This window comes from Vibrio chagasii, assembly GCF_002954585.1.
GTDB lineage: Bacteria > Pseudomonadota > Gammaproteobacteria > Enterobacterales > Vibrionaceae > Vibrio > Vibrio chagasii_A.
In genome coordinates this window covers 1,577,284-1,599,620 of sequence record NZ_MSCI01000001.1, presented here as the reverse complement: position 1 = coordinate 1,599,620, position 22,337 = coordinate 1,577,284, and the positions used below count along the sequence as shown (strand labels likewise).

The window sequence follows — 22,337 nt, the reverse complement described above, 5'->3', positions numbered from 1 at the left end:
TAAGGCTAGGAATCAGGACACCAGCAACTAGCCCACAAAATCTTTTCGTTGGCTACTGTTACTAGCACCTTTGCGACTCGACGCTGAGCAATTCCTACAACGCTATTTACACAGCTATAAAACGTTCTTTCATCCCAAAGCGTTGAATATTGATAAACATTCTTTTTATAGTAACGCCAGTACTCGGATAAAGCGCGAATAACGCATGAGGCAAGGTGTGAAATGGCGGAAAGTATCCAACCGAGTGGTAAGTTTCGATTCCGATTAAACAGTTTAAGCTCACCGTATCTGGTCTCAACCAGAACGCGAAAATGTCGCCTTCTAAGCCTAATTAGGAAGACCCAGTATGTATTGAGGGTTCTCATTCTGGTATTGGTTATATGGGACTTACCGACTCTTGATCAAAATAAAAGCCGTGCAAGATAAAAGTCATTCGATTAATAATAAAGCCATCATCTCCAAGAACGGTTGAAAACTTCATGAGCAATACCACCCTGCCTATTCCAAAAATACCGCTCATTTTAGGAGAACCTTGCCGAGCGCTGGAATTTTCAGGTATCCAAGAAGCACAGTTCATTGAGCCGCATCGTCACGAGTACTGGGAAATCGTGTGGTGTTTGGATAATAGCGGAACGCAAAGCATCGATTTCATCGAATACCAAAACCGCCGCGGCCGTTTATTTACCATTTCACCGGGGCAGGTTCACCATTCTGAGTTCATGGGCAAAAGCGTTCGCATGTTGATATTCAGCCCCGGCTTCGCTGAAACTAATCCACGTAGCACGCAACTGGTGAATACCGTATTTTCTACGATTGATCGTCCACCGTACCTTGATTGCAACGAAGAGGGTTTTCCCTACCTAGAATCAATTTACACACTGCTCCTAGAAGAATGCGAACGAAAGGCGTGCGACTGGGAGCTTGTAGAATCACTCCTTAACAGTTTTTTACGTTACGTATTGCGCTTTTCTAAAAAGCCATCCCAAAAAGGGAAGCAGAAAGATGCTCGCATTGTTCAATTGATCGAATTGATTGAACTGCATTATCGCGAAAAAAAGAAATGCCAGTTCTACTCCGATGCCTTAGCTCTCACCAGCAAACGTCTCAACGAATTAGTGAAGGCGGACAGAGGCAAGACGGTCACGCAACTGATTCATGACCGAATTATATTAGAAGCGAATCGAGAGCTGGTGTTTTCGACCAAATCCGTCAAGACCATCGCCTTTGAATTGGGCTTTGATGACCCTGCTTATTTCAGCCGCTTCTATCGAAAGCAAAAGAGAGAAACACCTGCAGAATTTCGTCACCGATGTTTAGATAGTACAATATAAAGGGTGGATAATCCCTTTTATCCACGTTTGAATGTACCAATAATACCCGAAAATAAATTCATCACATTCGGGTATTTTTCTATTCCATGGCTATCAACTTAAACACTGACCCTATTTCAAAATCCTTTTATCAGTATCTATGGCCAGCGCTAACTGGCATGTTAATAAAATCCTTGTTCATAATGGGCGATACACTCATCGTCGGGATGGGCATCGGCTCCGAGGGAGTTGGTGCAATGGCATTAATTGTTGCGCCATTCTCCATTTTTACCGCCATTGCAATGATGGTTGGGATTGGTGGCGCCGCCAAAATGTCGATAGAAGTTGGCAAAGGAAAATCCAGAGCCAGTCAAATCTGGTTTAGTCAATCAATCTTGCTCATAGCGCTGCTTTCGAGCATAACGGTTGGAGTTGGCATAGTCTGGCTAGATGAAATTATTGCCTTAATTGGAGCCACAGGCTCTATAGCGAAACATGCTCACGATTATCTGTCTGCGATGCTACCGTTTTTCGTCATCTATTCACTCGCTTGGGTTCTATCCTGCTTTGTGCGCAACGATACAAACCCTAAACTGGCCACTTATGCCATGTCTTTTGGTGCGATAGCTAACCTAGCATGCGATTATTTTTTCATCATAAAAATGGACATGGGAATGGCAGGGGCAGCCTATGGAACGGCAGTCGCACAAACACTAATTGCATTAATTTTGATCACTCATCTCGCCGGAGAGAAAGGCACGTTGAGGCTTAATTTAAAAGGCATCGGATTAAGTAAAGCGAAAGAAATTTTAAGTATAGGTACACCGACTTTCTTTCTTGAACTCACATCAGCAATGACCATTATTTTGTTCAATTATGTCCTACTAAACCAGTTCGGTGAGGGCTACATTATCGCCTACGGTTTGACCACAAACGTTGGTATATTTGCCCTATTTGTCATGGTAGGCATCGCACAAGCATGTCAGCCAATCCTTAGCTTTAATCACGGAGCAGGACGCCCAGAACTCATTGACGAGACTCTAAAACTGGGGGTGAAAGCAGCCATGGGCAGCGGTACAGTCTTTCTGTTAGGTATCTGGCCGTCGGCGCCACTGATTGCCTCAATTTACTTAGGTAATGCGAATGACTTAATCCCAATCGCCGCAAGCGCGCTGACGTTTTACTTCTTCGGCGTACCTTTGATGGGGTTAAACATGGTGATTGCCAACCTGTTCCAAGCCATTGCCAAGCCAAAACAAGCGACGCTTATTTCCTTATGTCGAGGGTTTGTGTTTGTTGTGCTAGGTGTATTACTACTGCCTAAGCTCTTCCCGCAAGACGGCATTTGGGCAAGCATTGTCTTTGCAGAATCGCTCACCGCGGTGATCAGTTTGAGCATGTTGCTAAACTACAAACGTAAAGCTCTTTCACCAGCTTATTCTTGATATCGAATATTCCGGGCCTACAAACAGCCTGTAGACCCGGATAGATTAAAAAAACGACTTATTCACGTTCATCAAAGACGAATTGGCCCTCCACACTGAAGTGATCTGACAAATGCCACTCACCCCACGTCTCTTCGCTCACCCGCTGTCTCAACTTAACGGTATTCGTATTTTCAAAGGCTCTGCGGTGCTCTGAACTAACGAGTACATAATCGAGGTACTCAGATTGGGAGCCACCAGAGTATTTAGCAGACGCGTATGAGTTTATACTCGGGTCAAATGTTGCTTCTCGATATCCAAGGTAAGTTGGCGGATCAACCTCAAGCGTAGCCAACATAAGCAAGTACTCCATAAAATCGCTATTTTTATCGATGTTAAAGTCACCTGCATAAATGACTGCCTCGTCGGCTGGTATTTGTTTAGTCAACATAAAAGTACGTAATAAACCAAGCTGCAAGCGACGCAATCTTTTGGCAGCCTTTGTATTGAACGAAGCTAGGTGTGTATTGAAAATATGGTATATCTGACCATTTTTATCGATTTTAGTGTAAACAATTCCTTTATCTGCATAACAATCTGTCCCAGAACAATGATCAAAAACCAAAGCATCCGTCTCTAAAATTGGGTATCGACTTAACGTCACAACACCACCATCATAGAGTGCAGCGCTATCACCACCGACAACATCGGTTTGGTAAGGGTATTCCAGCTCTAAAGCGTCAAACATTGGATCTCTCGCGCTCGAAAACGCTTCCTGTAAGACCAAAACATCATAGCCGGACAAACTGTGTTCCATCAGAGCAGCACGAGCATCAATGTCTGAAGAAACAGAAGGAATCATCCATAGGTTATAAGTAGCAACCGTCAGCACATGATCTCGGTACTCCATGTCGGCAATATCATGGTCAGCAATCACAAACTCAACGTCATCAAAGCCAGAGGTATAAACCGCTTTTACTCCGAACTCAGTATGACTACCGTCACCGCGGTTAAGAGTGGTCACGTAGGGATTATAATCTGTTTTTAAAACGAACCTTTTATACCCGTAGGAAAGCGTGGTACCTGCCCCATGACCGACTAAACGCAATTGCGCTACCGGAGTACCGGTTTCCTCTATCCATCCTCCATAACCGTTTGCACGTTCAACATGCATAAAATAATCATAAGTTGCACCGTTGACTATCCCGTAATAACGATTAAAGTCAGCTACCTTAACTCGTTGGTAAGCGGGTATGATAATTTGTTCTGAGGTCAAGCGATATTGGTTGCCGTTTTCAACTGGGGCCGTGGCATCCGCGATAAAGTTAATACGGACAGGTTCATCCGTGCGGTTTATGTAGTAGACAGAAGTAGCTAGCGCTTGGAACGTCATTGCCCACAACAAAGCGGCAATAGTCAATGTTCTCATCATTAATAATCCTTATTCGTTGTTACACGTAGACATGCAAGTTCAAACTAAACCCCATATGCAACTAAGCGCAAACAAAAGAAAATCAAAATGTGCAGTGTAAGCAAATTGTTACTTTAATGTTAATATTGTGTTCTTTTATTTAAATTTATGATCGATTATTTCCCATAATAAGAAGTTTTAATCTCAAGGCTGAAGCACCAAGCATTGCACGCACTAGGTGGTTTTTATGACTACCATTAATATCGACCGAAATACACTGCGTTCTCAGAACATTTGAAGCCACCGATCTTAGCTACTAGAGTCGCGTTAAATGTTCTCGCCTAATACCAATATAAAAAGCCTGCGTAATTGCAGGCTTCCTTTTCTTTGTGACATGATAGAACGGCTTAGATCGCTTCTCCATTTACCGTTACTGCGACATTAATGTTGCCACGAACCGCGTTTGAGTACGGGCACACCTGATGCGCGCGACGAGTTAGCTTCAACGCTTCTTCTTGTGACATGTTTAGCTCAACCGCTAGGCTCACCGTCAGTGCAAATCCACCGTCATTATTCGGTCCAATCCCTATTTCTGCAGTAACAGGAGCTGGCTCTATGTCCATTTGGGCTTCTCGCGCTACGTGCTGAATCGCACTAGAAAAGCATGCCGAATAACCCGCCGCGAAAAGTTGCTCTGGGTTTGTCGCCGAACCCGTTCCCCCCATCTCCTTAGGATAAGCCAGTTCTAACTCCAAAAGACCGTCATTTGTTTTTACTTGACCATTGCGACCAGCCACTGCGGTAGCCTGAGTTTTATAGATTGTAGTCATACTAATTTCCTTTTTAATTTAAGTTGTGCGCCATCTAATTGCCAACAACCTTATATCGAATTAAAGATCGTTGCAACTATATTGCGCACAATTTATTATGTTTTTTTCCATGGATAGCGAGGCAACGCCAATGAGCCAGTGTCACACCGACAACATCATGACCGACGACGATAAACTCTTACTCGAAAACCAAACTTGCTTCCCTCTCTATAGCGCAGCGAATGCGGTGATTCGAGCTTACCGTCCGCTGTTGGACGAGCTTGATCTGACCTACTCACAATATTTAGTGATGATTGTGTTATGGGAGAAAGACGGTGCCAGCGTGAAAGAATTGGGATCACAACTGCATTTAGACTCAGGCACACTCACGCCGTTGCTTAAACGATTAGAAACAAAAGGCTACGTAGAGCGTGGTCGCAGTGATACGGATGAGCGCGTTCGTGTACTCAATCTAACCGAGCGGGGTCGTGACCTCAGAGAGCACGCCAAGTCAGTGCCAAACGCCATGATGTGCAAAATTTCATTAGAGTTGGATGAAATGATCATGCTGAAGAAACTGTGCGGCAAAGTGCTCGATAATCTGGGCTAACAAAACGGAGCGCATAAAGACGACATTTAAATCAGAAACAAAAAGCGCCTTAGTCAATGGCTTACTGTTTATAAGCTTTGTGTATCGGCTTGCTCTCAACATTGCTGATCTTTACCTAGGGAGATCACATCATCTGATTGAATTGATTGCTACTTCACTCGCACTAATCTTGTCATCAGCTCACTCATGGGCATTAACTTAGTGATAGCTAGACTCTTTCAGGCCCCGGCAAGCCCCAAACAAGCAAAACTCATAGCAATTGCTCGCAGTTTTGTTTTCATGGCTTTGGGTATCATCATTCTGCCAAAGCTGTTCCCAGAACAAGGGATTTGGGCAAGTATTCTATTCGCGGAAACTCTAACGGCGATCGTCAGCTTTAGCATGTTACGCAGTTACAAGAAGCGCTTTGCTGACTCCTTAGAGCAACAAGTCGTGTAGACGAGCGAACAGCATGTCTCGTCCTAAAATACGTTGACAGTTTTTTACTAAGCCAACAGCGCCAGATGTTGGCTTTTTTCATGCACCTCATTTGGAGTTTTCATCATGAGACTGAGGTGCGGCCTCATATTGTTATAGATATTGATAGACTCTTTTACTAGTCGTTTTAGTTCCTCAAGATTCTTACACCTATCAAGTAAGAACTCTTGTTTCAGGATCCCATTTATTCTTTCTGCTAAAGCATTTTGGTAGCAGTCATAACCATCTGTCATCGAAGGCATTATGCCGCTAATTTTCAATTTATCTTGATATACACCTGAGCAATACTGCAGACCACGATCCGAATGATGGATGCAAGAACGATGATATTGACGCCCTTTGATAGCCATATCTAGCGCTTTCACGACATCCGTCGCTTTCATTTCATTACTCAGCTCATAGCCCATTATTTTTCGGCTAAACGCATCCGTAACCAATGATAGGTAGTGAACTCCTTCATCAGGTTGAACATAGGTTATGTCGCTCACCAACACACGCTCTGGACTAAACGGCTTGTAGTCTTTTAATAAGTTCGGGTGTTTCTTCATCCAATGCCGACTATTGGTCGTTTTTGTAAAACTACGCTTAGGTCTTACCAACAATCGCTCAGCGCGTAAGTAGTTGAAAAGCGCATCTCGGCCTAACTTGATACCTTGTTCTTTTAGTCTAGGCTTAATTAAAAAATAGAGCTTCCTCGTACCAACCCGAGGCATATAACGCCTAATATCCAACACCATTTTTTAATCGGTTTAAGCTCTAACCGACGATGATGAGCTCGATTTTCTCGTTGATAAACACTCTGCCTTGTTATGCCGCAAAGCCTACATACCCGAGCTAAACTTATTCCTTCCTGTTTTTGAAGGCTTCTTGCTCCTTGGCTAGATACTTTTTTCTGAGACTGGTTCCGTGCTCAGCATCAAGGATATCAACCACTCGATTTAAGAAGAGGTTCTTGATTTTTTCGTCTTCCAACTCCTTCTCAAGACGTTTTATTTTCTGTGCAGGCGATTCTTTAGGCTTAGGTGATTGGCTCATGACATTCATCCTTGGATTTTGCGCCCAATTCATCTTACCGTGCTTTCGAAGCCAGGTTAAAACGGTTGAACGGCCTTGGATACCATAAATGGTTTGGGCTTGTTTATAGGTCATATCGCCTCTTTCTACAGCGGCGACGACCTGTAATTTAAAGCCTAGTGTGTAATCACGCTGAGTGCGCTTAACGTAGGTATTATTTGAAGTAGTCATAATTCGTCCTCAATGTGTAAACACATTTCAGGACGAGACAAACAACAAAAAGCCCGTTCAGAACACCTGAACGGGCTTTTTCATTGAACTTGGTATTCTCTAAGCTACTGACTCGCTCAGTGCAGGTTCAAGCACTATCTTTTGTTGTTTCTGCCATTTATCCACGACCAGTGCAGCGATCAGGTCACCTTCTACGTTCACAGCCGTACGAAATGTATCTAACGGACGTTCAATAATCAGCAGAATCGCGATCGCTTCCAGTGGTATACCTGCGGCCAATAACACCAGCTGCATGCCAGACATAGATCCAGATGGCATACCCGGAGCCCCGACAGAAGAGACCATCGCCATAATGAAGATCATCACCAAGCCAGAAGTCGTGAGGTCCACACCAAACAATTGAGCCAAGAAGATTGCCGCAACACCTTCAAAAAGTGCCGTCCCATCCATGTTCATCACTGCGCCAAGTGGTAACACCATGCTACTTGTACTTTGCGATACGCCGAGCTTTTCTTCTGCGCTCTGCATCGCAAGTGGCAAAGTAGCAGAGCTTGATGACGTTGCGAACGCCATCGCCATCGGTGCCGAGATACCTTTGAATAGTGTGCTAAGACGAATCCCAGTCATCACCTTCGCAATAGTCGGCAAGACAATCGCTCCGTGAATTAAAGTCAGCACAAACACGAGCAAAGCAAACAGTGCCAATTGCTCAAACAGTGACTCACCGCCACGAACGGTAAAATCAAAGACAATGGCGAAAACCGCTAGTGGAGCTAAACGAATTATCCAACCAACAATGGTATTGATGCTCTTGTTCAAGCCATTAAGCACCTCAAAGATCGGGTGTTTTTCTGGCAATGAAGAAAGCAGAGCAATACCCAACATGAATGAGAACACAACAATCGCGAGCAAGTTACCATTGGTTAATGCCGCTACCGGGTTCACTAATGCCATGCTAAACAGCTTGCTGGCAATCGCAGCTCCTCCTGCCGCATCTTCGCTTATAAGCTGAACATCGTCTCCAATCGCAGCAGCGCTGGTTAAAGGCTCCCAAGCAGGCAACAGTAGTGAAGCACCCAAGCCCAAAGAAATGGCTATCAGCGTCGTGAAGCTATAGAAAAGCACCGTATTGCGACCAATTTGCTTCAATCGAGTTATCGAACCAATGCTTGTTATACCTTGCAATAGCGAGAATAAAACCACTAAGCCAACGACCATTTTTAGCAAGCCGATATAGGTAGTTTTGCCAAGCATTAAGAACTGATACCACCCCGTTTGGGTAATACCAGAGGTTGAAGAAATAAGTTGTGCAAAAAGCCATGCAAGCAAAGCAGCTAACATTAACTGTAGAGGTAAAGAGTGGCGAAGTTTAGTCAACATAAGGACAATTCCAGTAACCCTGTAGGACAATTCAGATACCTTTATTAAAGGGAACAACCTTTAATAAAAATATTCCTTGGTAAAGCATGCCTAGGAAAAAATAAAGTCCGTTAGATTTGATCTAACGGACTTTAAGAAAACCAAATGAGGTTTAAGATTTAAGGCTATTTATCCATGTGTAGAACAGTACGGATAGATTCACCTTTGTGCATTAGGTCGAATGCTTCGTTTACGTCTTCAAGGCCCATAGTGTGAGTGATGAACTCTTGTAGTCCGAACTCACCCGCCATGTAACGGTTTACGATTTCTGGAAGCTCAGAGCGGCCTTTAACACCACCGAAAGCAGAACCACGCCATACACGACCTGTTACTAGTTGGAATGGACGAGTTGAGATCTCTTGGCCTGCACCTGCAACACCAATTACAACGGATTCACCCCAGCCTTTGTGACAACACTCAAGAGCTTGACGCATCACGTTTACGTTACCGATACATTCGAATGAGTAATCAACACCACCGTCTGTCATCTCAACGATAACGTCTTGGATTGGCTTGTCGTAGTTCATTGGGTTGATGCAGTCAGTCGCGCCAAGTTGTTTTGCTAGCTCGAATTTGCTCTCGTTGATATCAACACCGATGATTTTGCTTGCACCCGCCATACGAGCACCGATGATTGCAGAAAGACCGATACCGCCCAGGCCGAATACAGCAACTGTGTCGCCTTTTTCAACTTTAGCTGTGTTCAGTACTGCGCCCATACCAGTGGTTACGCCACAACCTAGAAGACAAACTTCCTCGAGAGGTGCTTCTTTGTTTACTTTCGCTAGTGAAATTTCTGGAAGTACCGTGTACTCAGAGAAAGTAGAACAACCCATGTAGTGGAAAATTGGCTCACCGTTGATAGAGAAACGGCTTGTGCCATCTGGCATTAGGCCTTTACCTTGAGTTTCGCGAACCGCTTGGCAAAGGTTAGTTTTACCAGACTTACAGAACTTACATTCGCCACACTCAGCTGTGTAAAGTGGGATAACGTGGTCGCCAACTTCAACGCTTGTTACGCCTTCGCCAACCATTTCAACGATACCGCCACCTTCGTGACCAAGGATAGAAGGGAAGATACCTTCTGGATCGTCACCTGAAAGAGTGAATGCGTCAGTGTGACAAACACCAGTAGCAACGATACGAACAAGTACTTCGCCAGCCTTTGGCAGTTCAACGTCAACCGTTTCACGCTTTAGTGGCTCACCAGCTTTCCAAGCAACCATAGCTTTAGATTGGATATGAGTTTGACCAGGTTTGATTTCGATAGTCATGTGATATTTCCTATATTAGTCAGTCAACGTTGAGCCTGTTTGTTATCGCTCTCTCGTTTTGTTGAGGCTAGTATAGGTGTGACCATCAAGTTTGATAATCCCATATTTTTGAGAATAATTATTACATATTAGTAATAATAAATAGGAAGATTAACTTCGTCTAACAGCGAATCAAAGGTTTAACCTAGGCTGAATAAAATCGATAAACGCAGAGATACGCTTAGATACCGAGGATGATTTGTAGAACACCGCATTGACTCGCTACTGTATTAACTCGATTCAGTGGTCTGCTAGGCAAGAAACAGACTCCGCAAGTCGCTGCATCTAGCATCTAGCTAGAATAGAAAAGCCCGAATCTAGATTCGGGCTTTGTCTCTTTGGTTGTTCTACTATTCATTATCAATTGGCTTTAATACTCGGCATGGGTTACCGACTGCGACCACATTGTCTGGAATATCTTTGGTCACAACACTACCCGCACCGATCACACTATTCTTACCAATATTCACGCCTGGGCAAATAATCACGCCAGCACCAATCCAAGCATTGTCACCAATCGTGATTGGCGTACCGAACTCAACGCCTTCATCAACACGGCTCTTTACATCCAATGGGTGACCTGCCGTAAGCACTTGTACATTAGGGGCAAACAGCACATTGTCGCCAATCGTTACTTCAGCCATATCTAACACGACACAATTAAAGTTGGCGTAAAAGTTCTTACCGAGCTTAATGTTTGAGCCGTAGTCGCAGCGAAATGGTGGTTCTAAATATACACCTTCAGAATCAGGGATCAGCTTATCAATCGCCGTGCGCCATTCATCGGTATCTGGAATAATGTTGTTAAGCTTTTGCAGAACCTTACGACACTCGATTCGCTCAGCGTACAACTCTTCGTCCCATGCTAAGTAAGGCTCTCCAGCCAACATCTTCTGTTTTTCTGTTTTCACGTTATTTACCTATTTCCACACGACTGACCCAGTAATGGTCAATACAATGACCAAAAAAGGCAATACCGCATATCTTTCCCTCCCACAATAAGAGCGGTTTTAAGATGCTTACGGAGATGCGCTTCCTGTCACGATTTGTAGTGAACGACCCATTAAAATTCATGCTCAACAAACGCAACACATAGATGAAACCAATAAAAAAGCCTTTGCTATTAAGCAAAGGCCAATTGAAATTGATGTGTCATATCGTTTAGGTACGCTGTGCAACTGAATCTCGAATGACAAGACTACCCGTAGTGTCGATGGCATCTGCGTGTTCCGAATCTCCAACGATTTGTAGAATCGCCTTTTGGGTCATTTGCTCTAATGGAACGCTCACAGAGGTTAAGCTTGGTGTGAGGAACTCACCTACTTTACTGTTATCAAAGCCGACGATAGAGATATCTTGAGGTAATGAATACCCCAGCTCAGTTAACGCCTTAATCGCACCAATCGCCATGTCATCGTTTTCAGACAGAATCGCAGTGAAGCTTGCTTTACGTTCCACTAAAGATTGAGCGGCACGGTAACCACTCTCCATGGTCCAGTTGCCTTGAGCAACGTTAGATTGGTTTAGCTCAATACCATGCTTAGTGAGCACATCTTGATAAGCTTGATAACGCTGTTCATCGGTCGACGAGCCAGCTTTACCACGGATAACCGCAATCTCTGTATGTCCCTGCTCTATGATGTGTTCAACCATCAAACAAGCACTTCGATAATGATCGGTAGTGATCGCATGCTCAGGCTTCGAAGGCATTTCACGGTTGAGCACAAGAATGGGAGTGTCAGTGCTCTCAATGATCTGCGCGATTTCAGATTCACTCAAGCATTGCGGATAAATGATGATCCCGGCGCATTTCATATCGAGTAGAAAATTAATGGCTTTGCGCTCGTCTTCAGCACTGTGTTTACCATCGGTAATCACCAACTGATGATTGGATTTTTCACTGTAAGAAGCGGCGTGATACATCAAAGACGAAAAGTAAGGGCCGTTGAAAAGCTCGTTGGTAATAACAAAACCGATAAAATTAGTCTTCTTAGTCGCCAATTGTTGAGCTAATAGATTTGGTCGATAGCCCGTTTCTTGAATCGCATCAAATACCTTTTTCACCACATCTGGGCGCACGATATTCTTGCCGTTTAAGACACGAGAAACCGTCGACTTAGATACGCCTGCGCGGTTCGCGACATCAAGCATGGTGACCATTCACTTACCCTTCTATAAAAAATTAGCTGACCTAAGCCAGCTAATTGTATTGCTTAGGAAACGGCAACGCTCGCTGCCGTTTAATTGCAGGCATTCTAAATAGTGGCACCGTTAGATGCAATCACGCCTTTATACCACTCAAAAGACTTCTTGCGCTTACGCTCTAGTGTTCCTGACTGGTCGTTGTGTTTGTCTACGTAAATGAATCCGTAGCGCTTTTTCATCTCGCCAGTGGTGAACGATACCAAGTCGATACAGCCCCAAGGGGTGTAGCCCATCAAGTCAACGCCATCAATCGCTACGGCTTTTTTCATCTCTTTGATGTGATCGCCAAGATAAGCGATACGATAGTCATCATTAATGCTGCCATCTTCTTCGATGGTATCAACCGCACCAAAACCATTCTCAACGATGAACAGTGGCACTTCATAGCGCTCGTAGAGAGACGCTAAACAGTAACGTAGGCCTGTTGGATCAATCGGCCAGCCCCAATCGCTCGATTTGATGAAAGGGTTCTCTACTGAATTTTCATGACCGCCGTCCATCGCTTCTTCCGTAGATTGGTGAGAAGAAGAGTCCAAGGTATTCGACATGTAGTAACTAAAGCCTAAGTAATCGGCTTTACCCTCTTTTAAGATCTGCTCATCTTCAGGCTGCATTTCGATATTAAAGCCTTTAATAGCCCAATCACGCTTGGCATAGCTTGGGTAGTGACCACGAACCATGACATCAGAGAAGAAATAACGATCACGCATCGCTTGCTGCGCCACCATGATGTCTTCTGGCTTTGAAGAACGAGGGTAGAAAGGCACCATCGCACACATTGCACCGATCTGAAGATCTGGGTTGATCTCATGACCTTTCTTCACCACCAATGCGCTCGCAACAAACTGATGGTGAACTGCTTGATACATGGCTTCTTGTGGCTTTTCACATTGCGGAAACTTCACACCAGAGCACAACCAACCGAAGATGTCCGCCGAGGTGTTCATCTGGTTGTTGATCTCGTTAAACGTCATCCAGTATTTAACTTTGTGCTGGTAACGCTCCATCACCGTGGTTGAGTACTTAACAAAGAAGTCGATCACTTTGCGGTTCATCCAGCCACCATATTCTTTGGCTAGATGGTAAGGCATTTCAAAGTGGCTCAGCGTCACAACTGGCTGAATATCGTATTTGAGAAGCTCATCAAATAGGTCATCGTAAAATTTTAATCCCGCTTCACAAGGTTCGGCTTCATCGCCATTCGGGAAAATACGCGTCCACGCGATACTGGTGCGGAAACACTTAAAGCCCATCTCAGCAAATAACTGAATGTCTTCTTTGTAACGATGGTAGAAATCAACCGCCACTTGGTTTGGGTAGTTTTCACCGTCGATCACACCATCGGTGATTCGACGCTGAACACCATGAGCGCCTGCTGTTAATACATCGACAACGCTAACACCTTTACCATTCGCATCCCAGCCGCCTTCTAGCTGATGCGCCGCAACCGCGCCACCCCATAAAAAATTGTTTGGAAATTCGTTATTCATACCATCACTCACTACAAGTTATTCGCTAGAAAATAGATAGGTTTAAGGTAACAAACTTAAAAGCTGAAACTCTGAAACCGATTTCAAGATGCAATAAAGATACACATTGAAACCGGTTTCAACAACTATTTTTGATCTTTTTTGATCACAAAGTGAATTTAAGGGAAGCGGTCATGGTTTACAGATAACGTTCAAAAACGCCAATATTAAATACAAAAAAACCAGCTCAACTAAGGTTGAGCTGGCTTTACAGTGTTCAAGAAAAATAGAGCAGGCTAAGACAATGGCAATTGACGGATCATTTGCTGAACTTCATTACCATATTTTATGCGCTGTCTGGTCTCTTCAAGTGCGTACATTTGGGTCTTCTTAGCAGCAGGGTTAGCACTTCTTCCTTCAGTTACCATATTATCCGCTGAGGACTTCTCCTGATCCAAACGCCCAGGTATTGTTTTGACCGTAGACCAGCCCAAACTACCGATCGAGCGCGCCGTCATTATACCTTGATAGATGGTATAACCTCGTGCACCAACCTTTACCTGCCCAAGGAGGATCTTTGTGTAGCCACCATGAATCGGAGGAGGCGTGTACGTCATCGTCTTGCCGCCCTGAGTCATTCTGGTTGCAATCACCCGTCCCTCAGAACTTCCTATGCGCATGGCCGGGTTCGTTTTACTGGCCCATGCCACATTGTACTCACTCGAAGGCCTGATTTTATTCATTAAGCGAGAACCAAGGCCTGGCTGTGTCACATCTTCTAGAGCACCGCCAGCTCTTACCCAACGCAGATTCTGAACCGACTTATAGGCCGAATACCCGCCACTTACCACACCAATAATATCGAAAGGAATCGTCGCTATATCAAGTTTACGGGAAATGTCCCCATCATCGATAACACCAGATGCGATTTGCAATGCGCCACTGGTCATCCCAGCAATACCACCGATGATACCAGCCGCCAACACCAAGCTTGAACCACCAGTAGGTGCCGCCAATGCAATACCAACTATCCCAGCAAGTACACCAAAAGCACCAAACAAGATCTTGCTGATATTCAGGTGCCCACTTGGGTCAGTGAAATTAATAGGATCATTGTGACAATACACATAAGCATTATGAACACCCTCATTAAAAGGCGCCAAACTGTCAGGGGCATTGAAACGCATCAACTTAGGTTGGTAAACACGATAGCCTTGTCCTAAGTGATAACCTTGCAACACGGGGTCTAGCCACTCACCATTGAAACCAATGTCTGAATGAGAGATTGTCATCGACTGCGCCATCGCCAAACGAACTGAAGTCGGTAGCAAGGATATGCCACCAGCCACTGCCGCTGTTTGACCAATTTTAATCAGAAACTGACGGCGATTAAGTGGGGTAATAAATACCGAGTCTTTATTCTTCATTTGCATTCCCCGCTTGCTCGCGTTGTCCATATGGAGAGTAACGGTACATCGAGCCCGTTTTCCCTGAAGTGTTAGAGGCAATGACAGAACCATTTAGATCCGTCGCTAACAATGTCGTCTCCGAGCCTGTCTCTGACCATATTGGTACCCCTTCGTGATAGACATACTGAGTCAGTTTGCCATTTTCTTCTATTGCTGAGAGATCACCCCACAGATAACTAAAGTGACGAGACTCCGAAGAAGACTGCTGAGCCGAGAGTCGGTCGTTGCTGTCATAGTGGTATAACCATTCGGTATTGTCGGCAAACACACGCTGCAGGCGGTCAAAGTTGTCATACTCGAGCACTCGACCATCCGCATCTTGAGTCATGTTGCCATTCAAGTCGTACTGGATTGATATTTGGCTATCGAGTTGTGGATGAGAGTGAGTAATGCTGGTCAACCGACTAGGGTCATCCGACTCGTAAAAATAACGAGCGAAATCTTCAGATTCAGCCGTCAATGTACGCTGAGTCAACATGTTACCCAGCTCGTCATAGCTCCACTCAATTGAAGTCATTGGCTGTCCCCAATCACTCAAAGGACCCGCCCCAAAGAATTCGACCTTAGTAAGCTGAGCAAGCTCGTCATAGGTATAGCTTTCTGTCAGGTTGCCTAATGTCGCACACTCTTTGGTACGAGATTCGAGCATACCTAGCGCGTTATATTCTTGTGATTGCTCAAAGATATAATGGTTGTTCAAGGCAACAGCACGATTCACTTCACGGCTGTACTCATCCCAATCAAGCTCCGTAATTTGGGTTTGATTACCAGACACTAAAGTCTCGACGATCACCCGATCAAACTCATCATAATCGTAATATACCGTTGTCGAATTGCAGCTCAGCTTCACCAAACGCCCGAGTTCATCATAGCCATACTGGCGAGTATCCGTGTCGCTATCAACGGCAGCGATAACCCCGCCATCTGAATAACTGTAGTAACGAGACTGTCCGTCATTTACCTCAACTTCAGGTAACCCCTTCGACGAATAGGTAATGCTGCTTTGATTGCCTTCACTATCTTGACTCCCGGTTTGCAAGCCAGATATTGGGTCATGAGTATAGTTGGCAACCTGCCCATCAGATGACTTGGCACTCAATACACCCAACTGACTATCGCGAGTAAACTTACGCACTGGCGCTGACAAGCTAGTTTCAGTTTCAGGAATATTACTGCTGTCTGAGTAGGACCAACTCAGCGCCGCTTGAGTACTCGCACCACGTCGCAGTGATCGCTGACGCCCCAAGCCATCAATGTCACGTTTCCCCACCGTTGTCCCGCCAATCTTCAGGTCTATAACCTGTGACTGATCGGTATGCTCAGCGTAGGTGATGTCGTGGTCGACACCGTTCGCTTGAGTCATGCGAATCACGCGATCAAAACGGTCGTAATGGTAGTACTTGGAGTGAGCAAGTGGGTTGGTTTCTTTGATCAGCCTTCCCCACGAGTCATACTCATAATTCCAGCTATGGATCCCCTGCTCTTTTTTGTCTTCAAGACCCCAAGTGTTCAGAGAGCTCACCGTCATGGTTAAGCCTTCAATGCCCTGAGTTTTCTTACGCGATGCAAGGTTGTTAAATTCAACGCGACGCTTTCCGTTAGCAAGCAACGTAGATTTAACCTGCCCCCAATCATCGTATTCATAGCTCTCAGTTAACACTACAGGCGCTGATCTGGAGTTTCGATCGGGCAGCACATCATAGGTACTCTTGCTTTGCAGCCTGCCAAACGCATCGTACATTTTGGTCCATACGACTGAACTTCCAACCTTGGCTTCTAATTCTCGCCCTTGACCATCCCAGCTCTGCTCACACAAATTACCTTTGCAGTCAGTTAACAGCAGAGTTTGTCGGCTCAAACCAGTATCAACGATATATTGGTACGAACGGGAAGCACTTCCTTCAATTCGCTCTTCGGTGGTTCTTCGAAGCGTGTCATAAGCAAATGAACAGCTGACACCGTCAGAGTCGACATGTCGCGCTAACTCACCAATATCAAGGTAGTGGCCAACAACAAGATTGGTTTTCGTATTATCATGACAAGTCAGCTCTTCGTGTTCTTCAAGAACATCATTATCCAATGCATACTGATAGCGTGAAGTAGCAGAATAGACACCGTTAGGGTGAAGAATGTCATTTTGTACCGAAGCCAGTCGGCTAAATGAATAGGTATCACTTGTATCAGTTTGATAGGCGTAATGAGTTTGGTAACGTTGTGTATCTTCTTCTAGACTCAGCACTACGTCTCGCTGACCATTTAACCCCTCTAGAGAAGCATACTGGTAAGTAATCACTCTTTGTTCAGAGCCATTGTCTAACGTGCGAGATTTAACGAAATTAACCATGCCCGTTGGTGATGCAGGACAGCCCGCCTCTCCATTTTTAGCATAATATTCATAGTGTTCTGTAATACTATTCTCGTCGACAAACCTAAGCATGTTGCCGTATTCGTCATAGTCCCAGAATCTATTTTGAACTTGGCTATCCGATCCAGAGAACCAAACCTGCTCCTCTTTACTGATCAATGAGTACTGAGCGGGTTGAGCGGAAAACTCTTGATTATCAATGGCGGGGTAGTCCAACCTTTTCAAATGAACCAGGTTACCATCGACGTGTCGAGCTTCTTCAACAAGCAAGTGAAATTGATTGTAGGTTTGAGCTGTGACAATAGAGCCATTTTCAATTTTTTGTACGCGATAGCTGTACTCTCTACCGCGCTCCAGCAAATTATCAAGCCCTTCGCTCAATTCTCCACCGGGCGATCCATACCCCATAAAATTACGACTATCGGTACCAATACTGTCATAGGTTGTCGTAATAACAGGAGAGTTGAGAGTCAGCACCTCATGAGAAGTCACCGCAGGTAAATAGGTCATCGAATTAATTCGAATGCCATTAGCTTTGTATCGCAGACTTTCCGTTAAGCCACAAGGGTGAACCACCTTCTCAATTAGCGTGTATGTGCCAATGTTTAGATAACCAAAGCTATAGCTACCGGCGCGCTCAGGTAAGTCACACTTAACCAGCTTACTGTTATTTAGTGTAAGACCAAAAAAGGCCTCGTGGGTACTGCCAAGATTGGTAAAAATATTGACGCGACCTGCGCTCACATATTCAATCCACAGCAGCGCTGTTTGCTTGTTTGTTCTATCGTCCCAAATTTTTTCCAAGCGTTTCTTGCCGCCAACATTGAGCCAAGAAAAATAGAGGGCATGCCCATTACTTTGGCGTACCTTAATGATGTCACCATCTTTATCTAAGATATCAGTACGGCCATTTTTATAAGTAATTTCGTAACCATTTGCGCTAGACGATACCGAAAAATCGAGCAACTTTTTGTAACGAATACTCATTTCTAGATTGGCATTTAATTCAGCGCGATAAGATTGCCCGTTGGCTAGATAGAGTTGTTTATTTTCAATATCGTATCGCGGAAGATTTAACTTCCAGCCTTTACCAAAACCAAGGTTTTCTGCTGAGTATGGTGAGAATTGAATGGAGATATCGAGGTTTGGTCCCTTGAGCCAGTTACCAATAAGAGAGCCAAGTAAGATTTGGTATGAGTAGCTTCTGGTCCTTTGGTCTACACCGCCCGAACAAAAACTATCAAAGTTAAAAGCATTTGAAGTCCAATTAGACATAAATTTCCCCTAAAGTGGATGAGTTAGCTCAAATGCTTGAGCTAACTCTATTTTGTTCGAGTGTTATTGGCTAACTAGGGTCCAACGGGTGTAATCCCACTTCTGACCACCACCAGTAAATTCACTTTGAGGATAAATAAGCTTCAATGGTCCCTTGTTACCGTATTGGTCAAATACAGTAAATCGGTACTCTTTTTGCGAATCGTTATTTGACGTTCCGTTGTTCGAATATAACAGCTTGCTAAGCGTCACTGATCTTAGCTGTTGGTTAACACGCCACACAGCAGTTCGGCCTTCACCAGCAGCACTATTCCAGACATACTCGTCAGAGACTTTGCGCTCTGAACCTGGAACAAATATATAACCTTTCACAGAGCGATTATCGTCAGGGCAATCTGAGTAGCAGCCCAGCCATTCATCATTTAGGAACACTTTATCGCTATCTGACTCGTCAAAGTTATCCATAGCAACCTGAACCAGTTGAACGGACGTATCTTTCGGCGTCACATAAAAGTTACGCATCTCTGCTTTATCAAAATAGAACCCATCGGCGTTGGCTTCTTCCCACACCACTTCACCTTCTCCAAGCTCAGAAAAGTCAGCAGCGCTGTAAGACTTAGGCTGCACGCTTTGGTAGAACGCACTGCTTTCATTCGGGAAGGCACAGCTATCGTAGTAATTGTTGTCATACTGGCTTCCGGCATCGAACTTAACCTTCATACACACTTCACGGTATTGAGCGACTTCGTTGCTATAAACCCAAGCGGTTAATTTAGTATCACTTGCTGAAACACGAGACGTGGGAAGGGTCTTCGAGTAACCGTAACTGCTGCCCATTTGGTGGGAGTAATCATTTGGATTCAACGTGTATCCCCAGCAACCTCTTCCGTAACTGCAATCTTTATCTTTGCCTAACTCCTGCCCACTATTCTTTAGGTAAAATGATATCGCCCCCTCTAAGTCACTCTTAGATACGGTCACTGGTCTGCCGTAGCTATCCGCAAAAGAAACAGAAACGCTGAGTTTTGACTGCATTCTTCCGTTAGCGTAAAAAGGCATTGGTACACCATTGCTTTCATTATGATCAGCCGTCAGATCATCGTCGACCACATGATAGTCACCATTAATGGCAGCAACACTTACATTAGAAAAAACACATGCCGACATTGCTAATAACAATGACTTCTTCATCGATAACTTCATAGTATTGACCCTCAACATTATTCGTTAAGAAATTAAATAAAAGTACAGTTATCTTTAGATATGACAGTTTTTTGATAATTAAATCATCTTAAGGTCTTTGCCTTATTCAATGTTCACATCATCAAATTTGTAAACGCCATTGACCATTCCGATAACTATTACTTACAAGCCATTTAATTGATTAAACGGACAGTGCCAAGTTAATTAATCACTTCATCAATGTAAAATTTCTAAACCTTGCTAAAGCCAACTAAGACATAAAACCAAATGAAAAGTAATACCCTTAAAAAACAGTAGTTTATATTGATAGTAAAACCACCAATTCAATAATGTTCAGGTAATCACCACTTCACAAATGGAAAAAGGATTAGTTTTTATAAAATCTTGACTGTTTATTTGTTGTGACTCGCATCAATAAACACCTTTAATGTTAAGATTATCAGTGATTTTAGAAAGTTTTTTATTATTTGGAATAATTCGCTAGCCGTTTACCCCTTAAAATAAAAAGGAAATATCCGACATCTCGCTTATTATCTAATAAGTTTAAAATCTCGTTAAATTTGTCAAAATTTAATTTCTATCATTAAGTGATTAAATAAACTTTCGTTTATCATGATAAAAATAATCTATATGGTTTTACCTCACTCTTATTAATTAAAATTATGAAAGGCTTGTTCACTTCTACTTGTTAATCCCTTGAGCTTTTTTAAAAAACAATGTTTGACCCGTCTACCAGTGTAGGCTTTATGCTCAGCACCCATTCATCAAGAGGTGTGCTATGTCTATTCATCGTTCCTTCGCAGTGCCTCGTCCGCTGCTTTCATTTTTCGACCGACTGTCCGACCCAGCAAAAGGAATTGCACTGGCGCTTATCTCAAATGCGCTGTTCATATTAGTAGGCGTTATTGTCCGCGAGTTGAGCCAGACCATCGACATTTTCCAGATCTTGCTATTTCGACAACTGGTTTTCGTCACCTTATTAATGCCATCGATAACCAGCAACATCGATGCAATGCTCCACCCTAAAATGATGTCGATGCATGTATGGCGTGTCACCGGAGCATTCATCGCACTCTACTTCAGCTTCTTAACCGTCAGTAATATTCCGTTTGCCGATGCAACCGCATTAGGGTTTCTGAAAGTGTTGTTCGTGGCTGTTATCTCTCGTCTATTCCTGAAAGAAAACGTTGGCTGGGCTCGCATGACGACGATCTTAGTTGGCTTTACTGGAGTGATGTTAGTCGTACAACCGACCTTAGAAAGTGAGTCTCTTTTCTATGTTGGAACAGGATTAGTCGCAGCATTAGGCGCTGCTATTGCGGTTATCTGTGTGAGGGAAATGGCGAATGTAGAATCGAAAACCGTTGTATTGGCCTACCAAGCCATCTTTGTTGGCGCTGTTGCGTTAATCCCAGCGATCATCGAATGGCAATGGCCGACATGGTCTGAACTGGCTTTATTAGTTCTGGTCGGCGTTATCTCTTCTATCGGGCAGTGCTTTGGAGTGACCGCCTATAAATGGGGAGAAGCGAACGTGGTGTCGAATGTCGAATACTCACAAATGATCTACTCAATGGTTCTAGGCTATCTATTGTTTGCGGAGCTGCCAAACTCACTCGCTTTGATCGGTGCGAGCGTGATTTTATTCAGTGCAATCCTACCGTTTATCATCAAAGCCAAACAGAAACAGTAACTGTCATTGTTCAGGCTAACTGCTAACTGTTAACTGTTAACTGATTAGCTATTTATGCCCCAAACCGCATTTAGCAAGGGGCATTGATCATTCGTTTCTCAATGGTGCTCAAAATACTGATCATGTTGTGATTTAGCAGACTGATCTTGAGTTCCCGGGTAGAACTGGACGAGCGTCTGGTCGGCGAGCGTAAGATGAATCCAACCTTCTTTAACCCTTAGCCAATTGGTGCCGTTTTTATCATAGACAATAGGAAAACGGCCCCAGCCAGAATCCGACACCTGTAACTCTTGAAAGCGCTCAATCGAGGAAAGCTGATCGCTTTCGAAACTTGCACTCGAATAGACGGGCAAAGGTGCAATAGCGTCGCTTGGTTTAAAGGTATAACAACTTACAGACGCAGAAGTGCGATCAAACCATTGATATGGTTGAGCTCCGGTTAGATCATAAACCGTACAATCATTGAATTTGATAGCCCAGTCTTGATGATCTTTGAAACCGAGGTAGCCAATAGATTGAGATGGTTCGATTGTCGTCTCTGGTACATCAACCTGCGCTAGCTCCGAAGACGCACATCCCACCAAACTCAGACTAAAAACAAAAGCCAAAATGCGCTTCATCATTCCCCCTCAAATCCGTA

Annotated in this window: 15 protein-coding genes and 2 pseudogenes; 5 read left to right on the top strand and 12 right to left on the bottom strand. The window is 44.1% G+C overall.

What is annotated here, in order from left to right; genetic code table 11:
- The first annotated feature begins 479 nt into the window (after positions 1-479).
- Both BTO10_RS07380 and BTO10_RS07375 read left to right on the top strand, forming a co-directional pair.
- Positions 480-1,331, top strand: coding sequence for a helix-turn-helix domain-containing protein (locus BTO10_RS07380; protein WP_105024102.1), 852 nt, complete (start codon positions 480-482; stop codon positions 1,329-1,331).
- A gap of 86 nt (positions 1,332-1,417) precedes the next feature.
- Positions 1,418-2,755: an MATE family efflux transporter gene (locus BTO10_RS07375; RefSeq protein WP_105024101.1), complete on the top strand. Its 1,338-nt coding sequence runs from the start codon at positions 1,418-1,420 to the stop codon at positions 2,753-2,755.
- Positions 2,756-2,813: 58 nt separating this feature from the next.
- Here BTO10_RS07375 and BTO10_RS07370 read toward each other — a convergent pair whose 3' ends face one another.
- Positions 2,814-4,166: a sphingomyelin phosphodiesterase gene (locus BTO10_RS07370; RefSeq protein WP_374955516.1), complete on the bottom strand. Its 1,353-nt coding sequence runs from the start codon at positions 4,164-4,166 to the stop codon at positions 2,814-2,816.
- Positions 4,167-4,552: 386 nt separating this feature from the next.
- Entirely contained in the window at positions 4,553-4,975 is a 423-nt protein-coding gene (locus BTO10_RS07365) for an organic hydroperoxide resistance protein (protein ID WP_105024100.1), read from the bottom strand.
- A gap of 130 nt (positions 4,976-5,105) precedes the next feature.
- Here BTO10_RS07365 and BTO10_RS07360 point away from each other — a divergent pair, with 130 nt between their 5' ends.
- The gene (locus BTO10_RS07360) at positions 5,106-5,564 is read left to right on the top strand and encodes a MarR family winged helix-turn-helix transcriptional regulator (RefSeq protein ID WP_105024256.1); all 459 of its coding nucleotides are present in this window, start codon (positions 5,106-5,108) and stop codon (positions 5,562-5,564) included.
- Positions 5,560-6,002 (top strand): annotated as a pseudogene (locus tag BTO10_RS23980) (MATE family efflux transporter); the annotation flags it as partial. The gene BTO10_RS07360 and the pseudogene BTO10_RS23980, both read left to right, overlap by 5 nt.
- Positions 6,003-6,049: 47 nt before the next feature.
- Here the strand turns inward: BTO10_RS23980 and BTO10_RS07350 are convergent.
- From BTO10_RS07350 to BTO10_RS07310, 9 genes and pseudogenes are all read right to left on the bottom strand, one after another.
- Positions 6,050-7,286: pseudogene (locus BTO10_RS07350) on the bottom strand (IS3 family transposase).
- 99 nt (positions 7,287-7,385) lie between these two features.
- A complete protein-coding gene (locus BTO10_RS07345) occupies positions 7,386-8,666 on the bottom strand; it encodes a dicarboxylate/amino acid:cation symporter (RefSeq protein ID WP_105024099.1) in 1,281 nt (426 codons plus the stop codon).
- Positions 8,667-8,830: 164 nt separating this feature from the next.
- The gene (locus BTO10_RS07340; protein ID WP_086714777.1) at positions 8,831-9,979 is read right to left on the bottom strand and encodes an S-(hydroxymethyl)glutathione dehydrogenase/class III alcohol dehydrogenase; all 1,149 of its coding nucleotides are present in this window, start codon (positions 9,977-9,979) and stop codon (positions 8,831-8,833) included.
- 389 nt (positions 9,980-10,368) lie between these two features.
- Positions 10,369-10,929, bottom strand: a complete 561-nt coding sequence (locus BTO10_RS07335; protein ID WP_105024098.1) for a sugar O-acetyltransferase — start codon at positions 10,927-10,929, stop codon at positions 10,369-10,371.
- Between the two features lie 250 nt (positions 10,930-11,179).
- Positions 11,180-12,178 (bottom strand): LacI family DNA-binding transcriptional regulator, encoded by a 999-nt coding sequence (locus BTO10_RS07330; RefSeq protein WP_105024097.1) that lies wholly within the window; start codon positions 12,176-12,178, stop codon positions 11,180-11,182.
- A 95-nt stretch (positions 12,179-12,273) separates the two neighbouring features.
- Positions 12,274-13,713, bottom strand: coding sequence for a 6-phospho-beta-glucosidase (locus tag BTO10_RS07325; protein WP_105024096.1), 1,440 nt, complete (start codon positions 13,711-13,713; stop codon positions 12,274-12,276).
- A 275-nt stretch (positions 13,714-13,988) separates the two neighbouring features.
- Entirely contained in the window at positions 13,989-15,119 is a 1,131-nt protein-coding gene (locus tag BTO10_RS07320; protein WP_004736818.1) for an RHS repeat-associated core domain-containing protein, read from the bottom strand.
- The gene (locus BTO10_RS07315) at positions 15,109-18,801 is read right to left on the bottom strand and encodes an RHS repeat domain-containing protein (RefSeq protein WP_105024095.1); all 3,693 of its coding nucleotides are present in this window, start codon (positions 18,799-18,801) and stop codon (positions 15,109-15,111) included. Before BTO10_RS07315 ends, BTO10_RS07320 begins: the two co-directional genes overlap by 11 nt.
- 63 nt (positions 18,802-18,864) lie before the next feature.
- Complete coding sequence (locus BTO10_RS07310) at positions 18,865-19,992, bottom strand: hypothetical protein (RefSeq protein ID WP_004736821.1); 1,128 nt, start codon at positions 19,990-19,992, stop codon at positions 18,865-18,867.
- A gap of 790 nt (positions 19,993-20,782) precedes the next feature.
- Between BTO10_RS07310 and BTO10_RS07305 the strand changes: the two genes are divergently transcribed.
- A complete protein-coding gene (locus BTO10_RS07305; RefSeq protein WP_105024094.1) occupies positions 20,783-21,697 on the top strand; it encodes a DMT family transporter in 915 nt (304 codons plus the stop codon).
- Between the two features lie 98 nt (positions 21,698-21,795).
- Here BTO10_RS07305 and BTO10_RS07300 read toward each other — a convergent pair whose 3' ends face one another.
- Positions 21,796-22,320 (bottom strand): hypothetical protein, encoded by a 525-nt coding sequence (locus BTO10_RS07300; RefSeq protein ID WP_105024093.1) that lies wholly within the window; start codon positions 22,318-22,320, stop codon positions 21,796-21,798.
- Positions 22,321-22,337 lie beyond the last annotated feature (17 nt).

Coding starts and splice junctions, on each gene's coding strand:
- BTO10_RS07375 (WP_105024101.1), top strand. CDS start 1,418: ATGGCTATCAACTTAAACACTGACCCTATTTCAAAATCCTTTTATCAG.
- BTO10_RS07365 (WP_105024100.1), bottom strand. CDS start 4,975: ATGACTACAATCTATAAAACTCAGGCTACCGCAGTGGCTGGTCGCAAT.
- BTO10_RS07380 (WP_105024102.1), top strand. CDS start 480: ATGAGCAATACCACCCTGCCTATTCCAAAAATACCGCTCATTTTAGGA.
- BTO10_RS07315 (WP_105024095.1), bottom strand. CDS start 18,801: ATGTCTAATTGGACTTCAAATGCTTTTAACTTTGATAGTTTTTGTTCG.
- BTO10_RS07320 (WP_004736818.1), bottom strand. CDS start 15,119: ATGAAGAATAAAGACTCGGTATTTATTACCCCACTTAATCGCCGTCAG.
- BTO10_RS07370 (WP_374955516.1), bottom strand. CDS start 4,166: ATGATGAGAACATTGACTATTGCCGCTTTGTTGTGGGCAATGACGTTC.
- BTO10_RS07340 (WP_086714777.1), bottom strand. CDS start 9,979: ATGACTATCGAAATCAAACCTGGTCAAACTCATATCCAATCTAAAGCT.
- BTO10_RS07300 (WP_105024093.1), bottom strand. CDS start 22,320: ATGATGAAGCGCATTTTGGCTTTTGTTTTTAGTCTGAGTTTGGTGGGA.
- BTO10_RS07360 (WP_105024256.1), top strand. CDS start 5,106: ATGAGCCAGTGTCACACCGACAACATCATGACCGACGACGATAAACTC.
- BTO10_RS07345 (WP_105024099.1), bottom strand. CDS start 8,666: ATGTTGACTAAACTTCGCCACTCTTTACCTCTACAGTTAATGTTAGCT.
- BTO10_RS07310 (WP_004736821.1), bottom strand. CDS start 19,992: ATGAAGAAGTCATTGTTATTAGCAATGTCGGCATGTGTTTTTTCTAAT.
- BTO10_RS07325 (WP_105024096.1), bottom strand. CDS start 13,713: ATGAATAACGAATTTCCAAACAATTTTTTATGGGGTGGCGCGGTTGCG.
- BTO10_RS07305 (WP_105024094.1), top strand. CDS start 20,783: ATGTCTATTCATCGTTCCTTCGCAGTGCCTCGTCCGCTGCTTTCATTT.
- BTO10_RS07330 (WP_105024097.1), bottom strand. CDS start 12,178: ATGGTCACCATGCTTGATGTCGCGAACCGCGCAGGCGTATCTAAGTCG.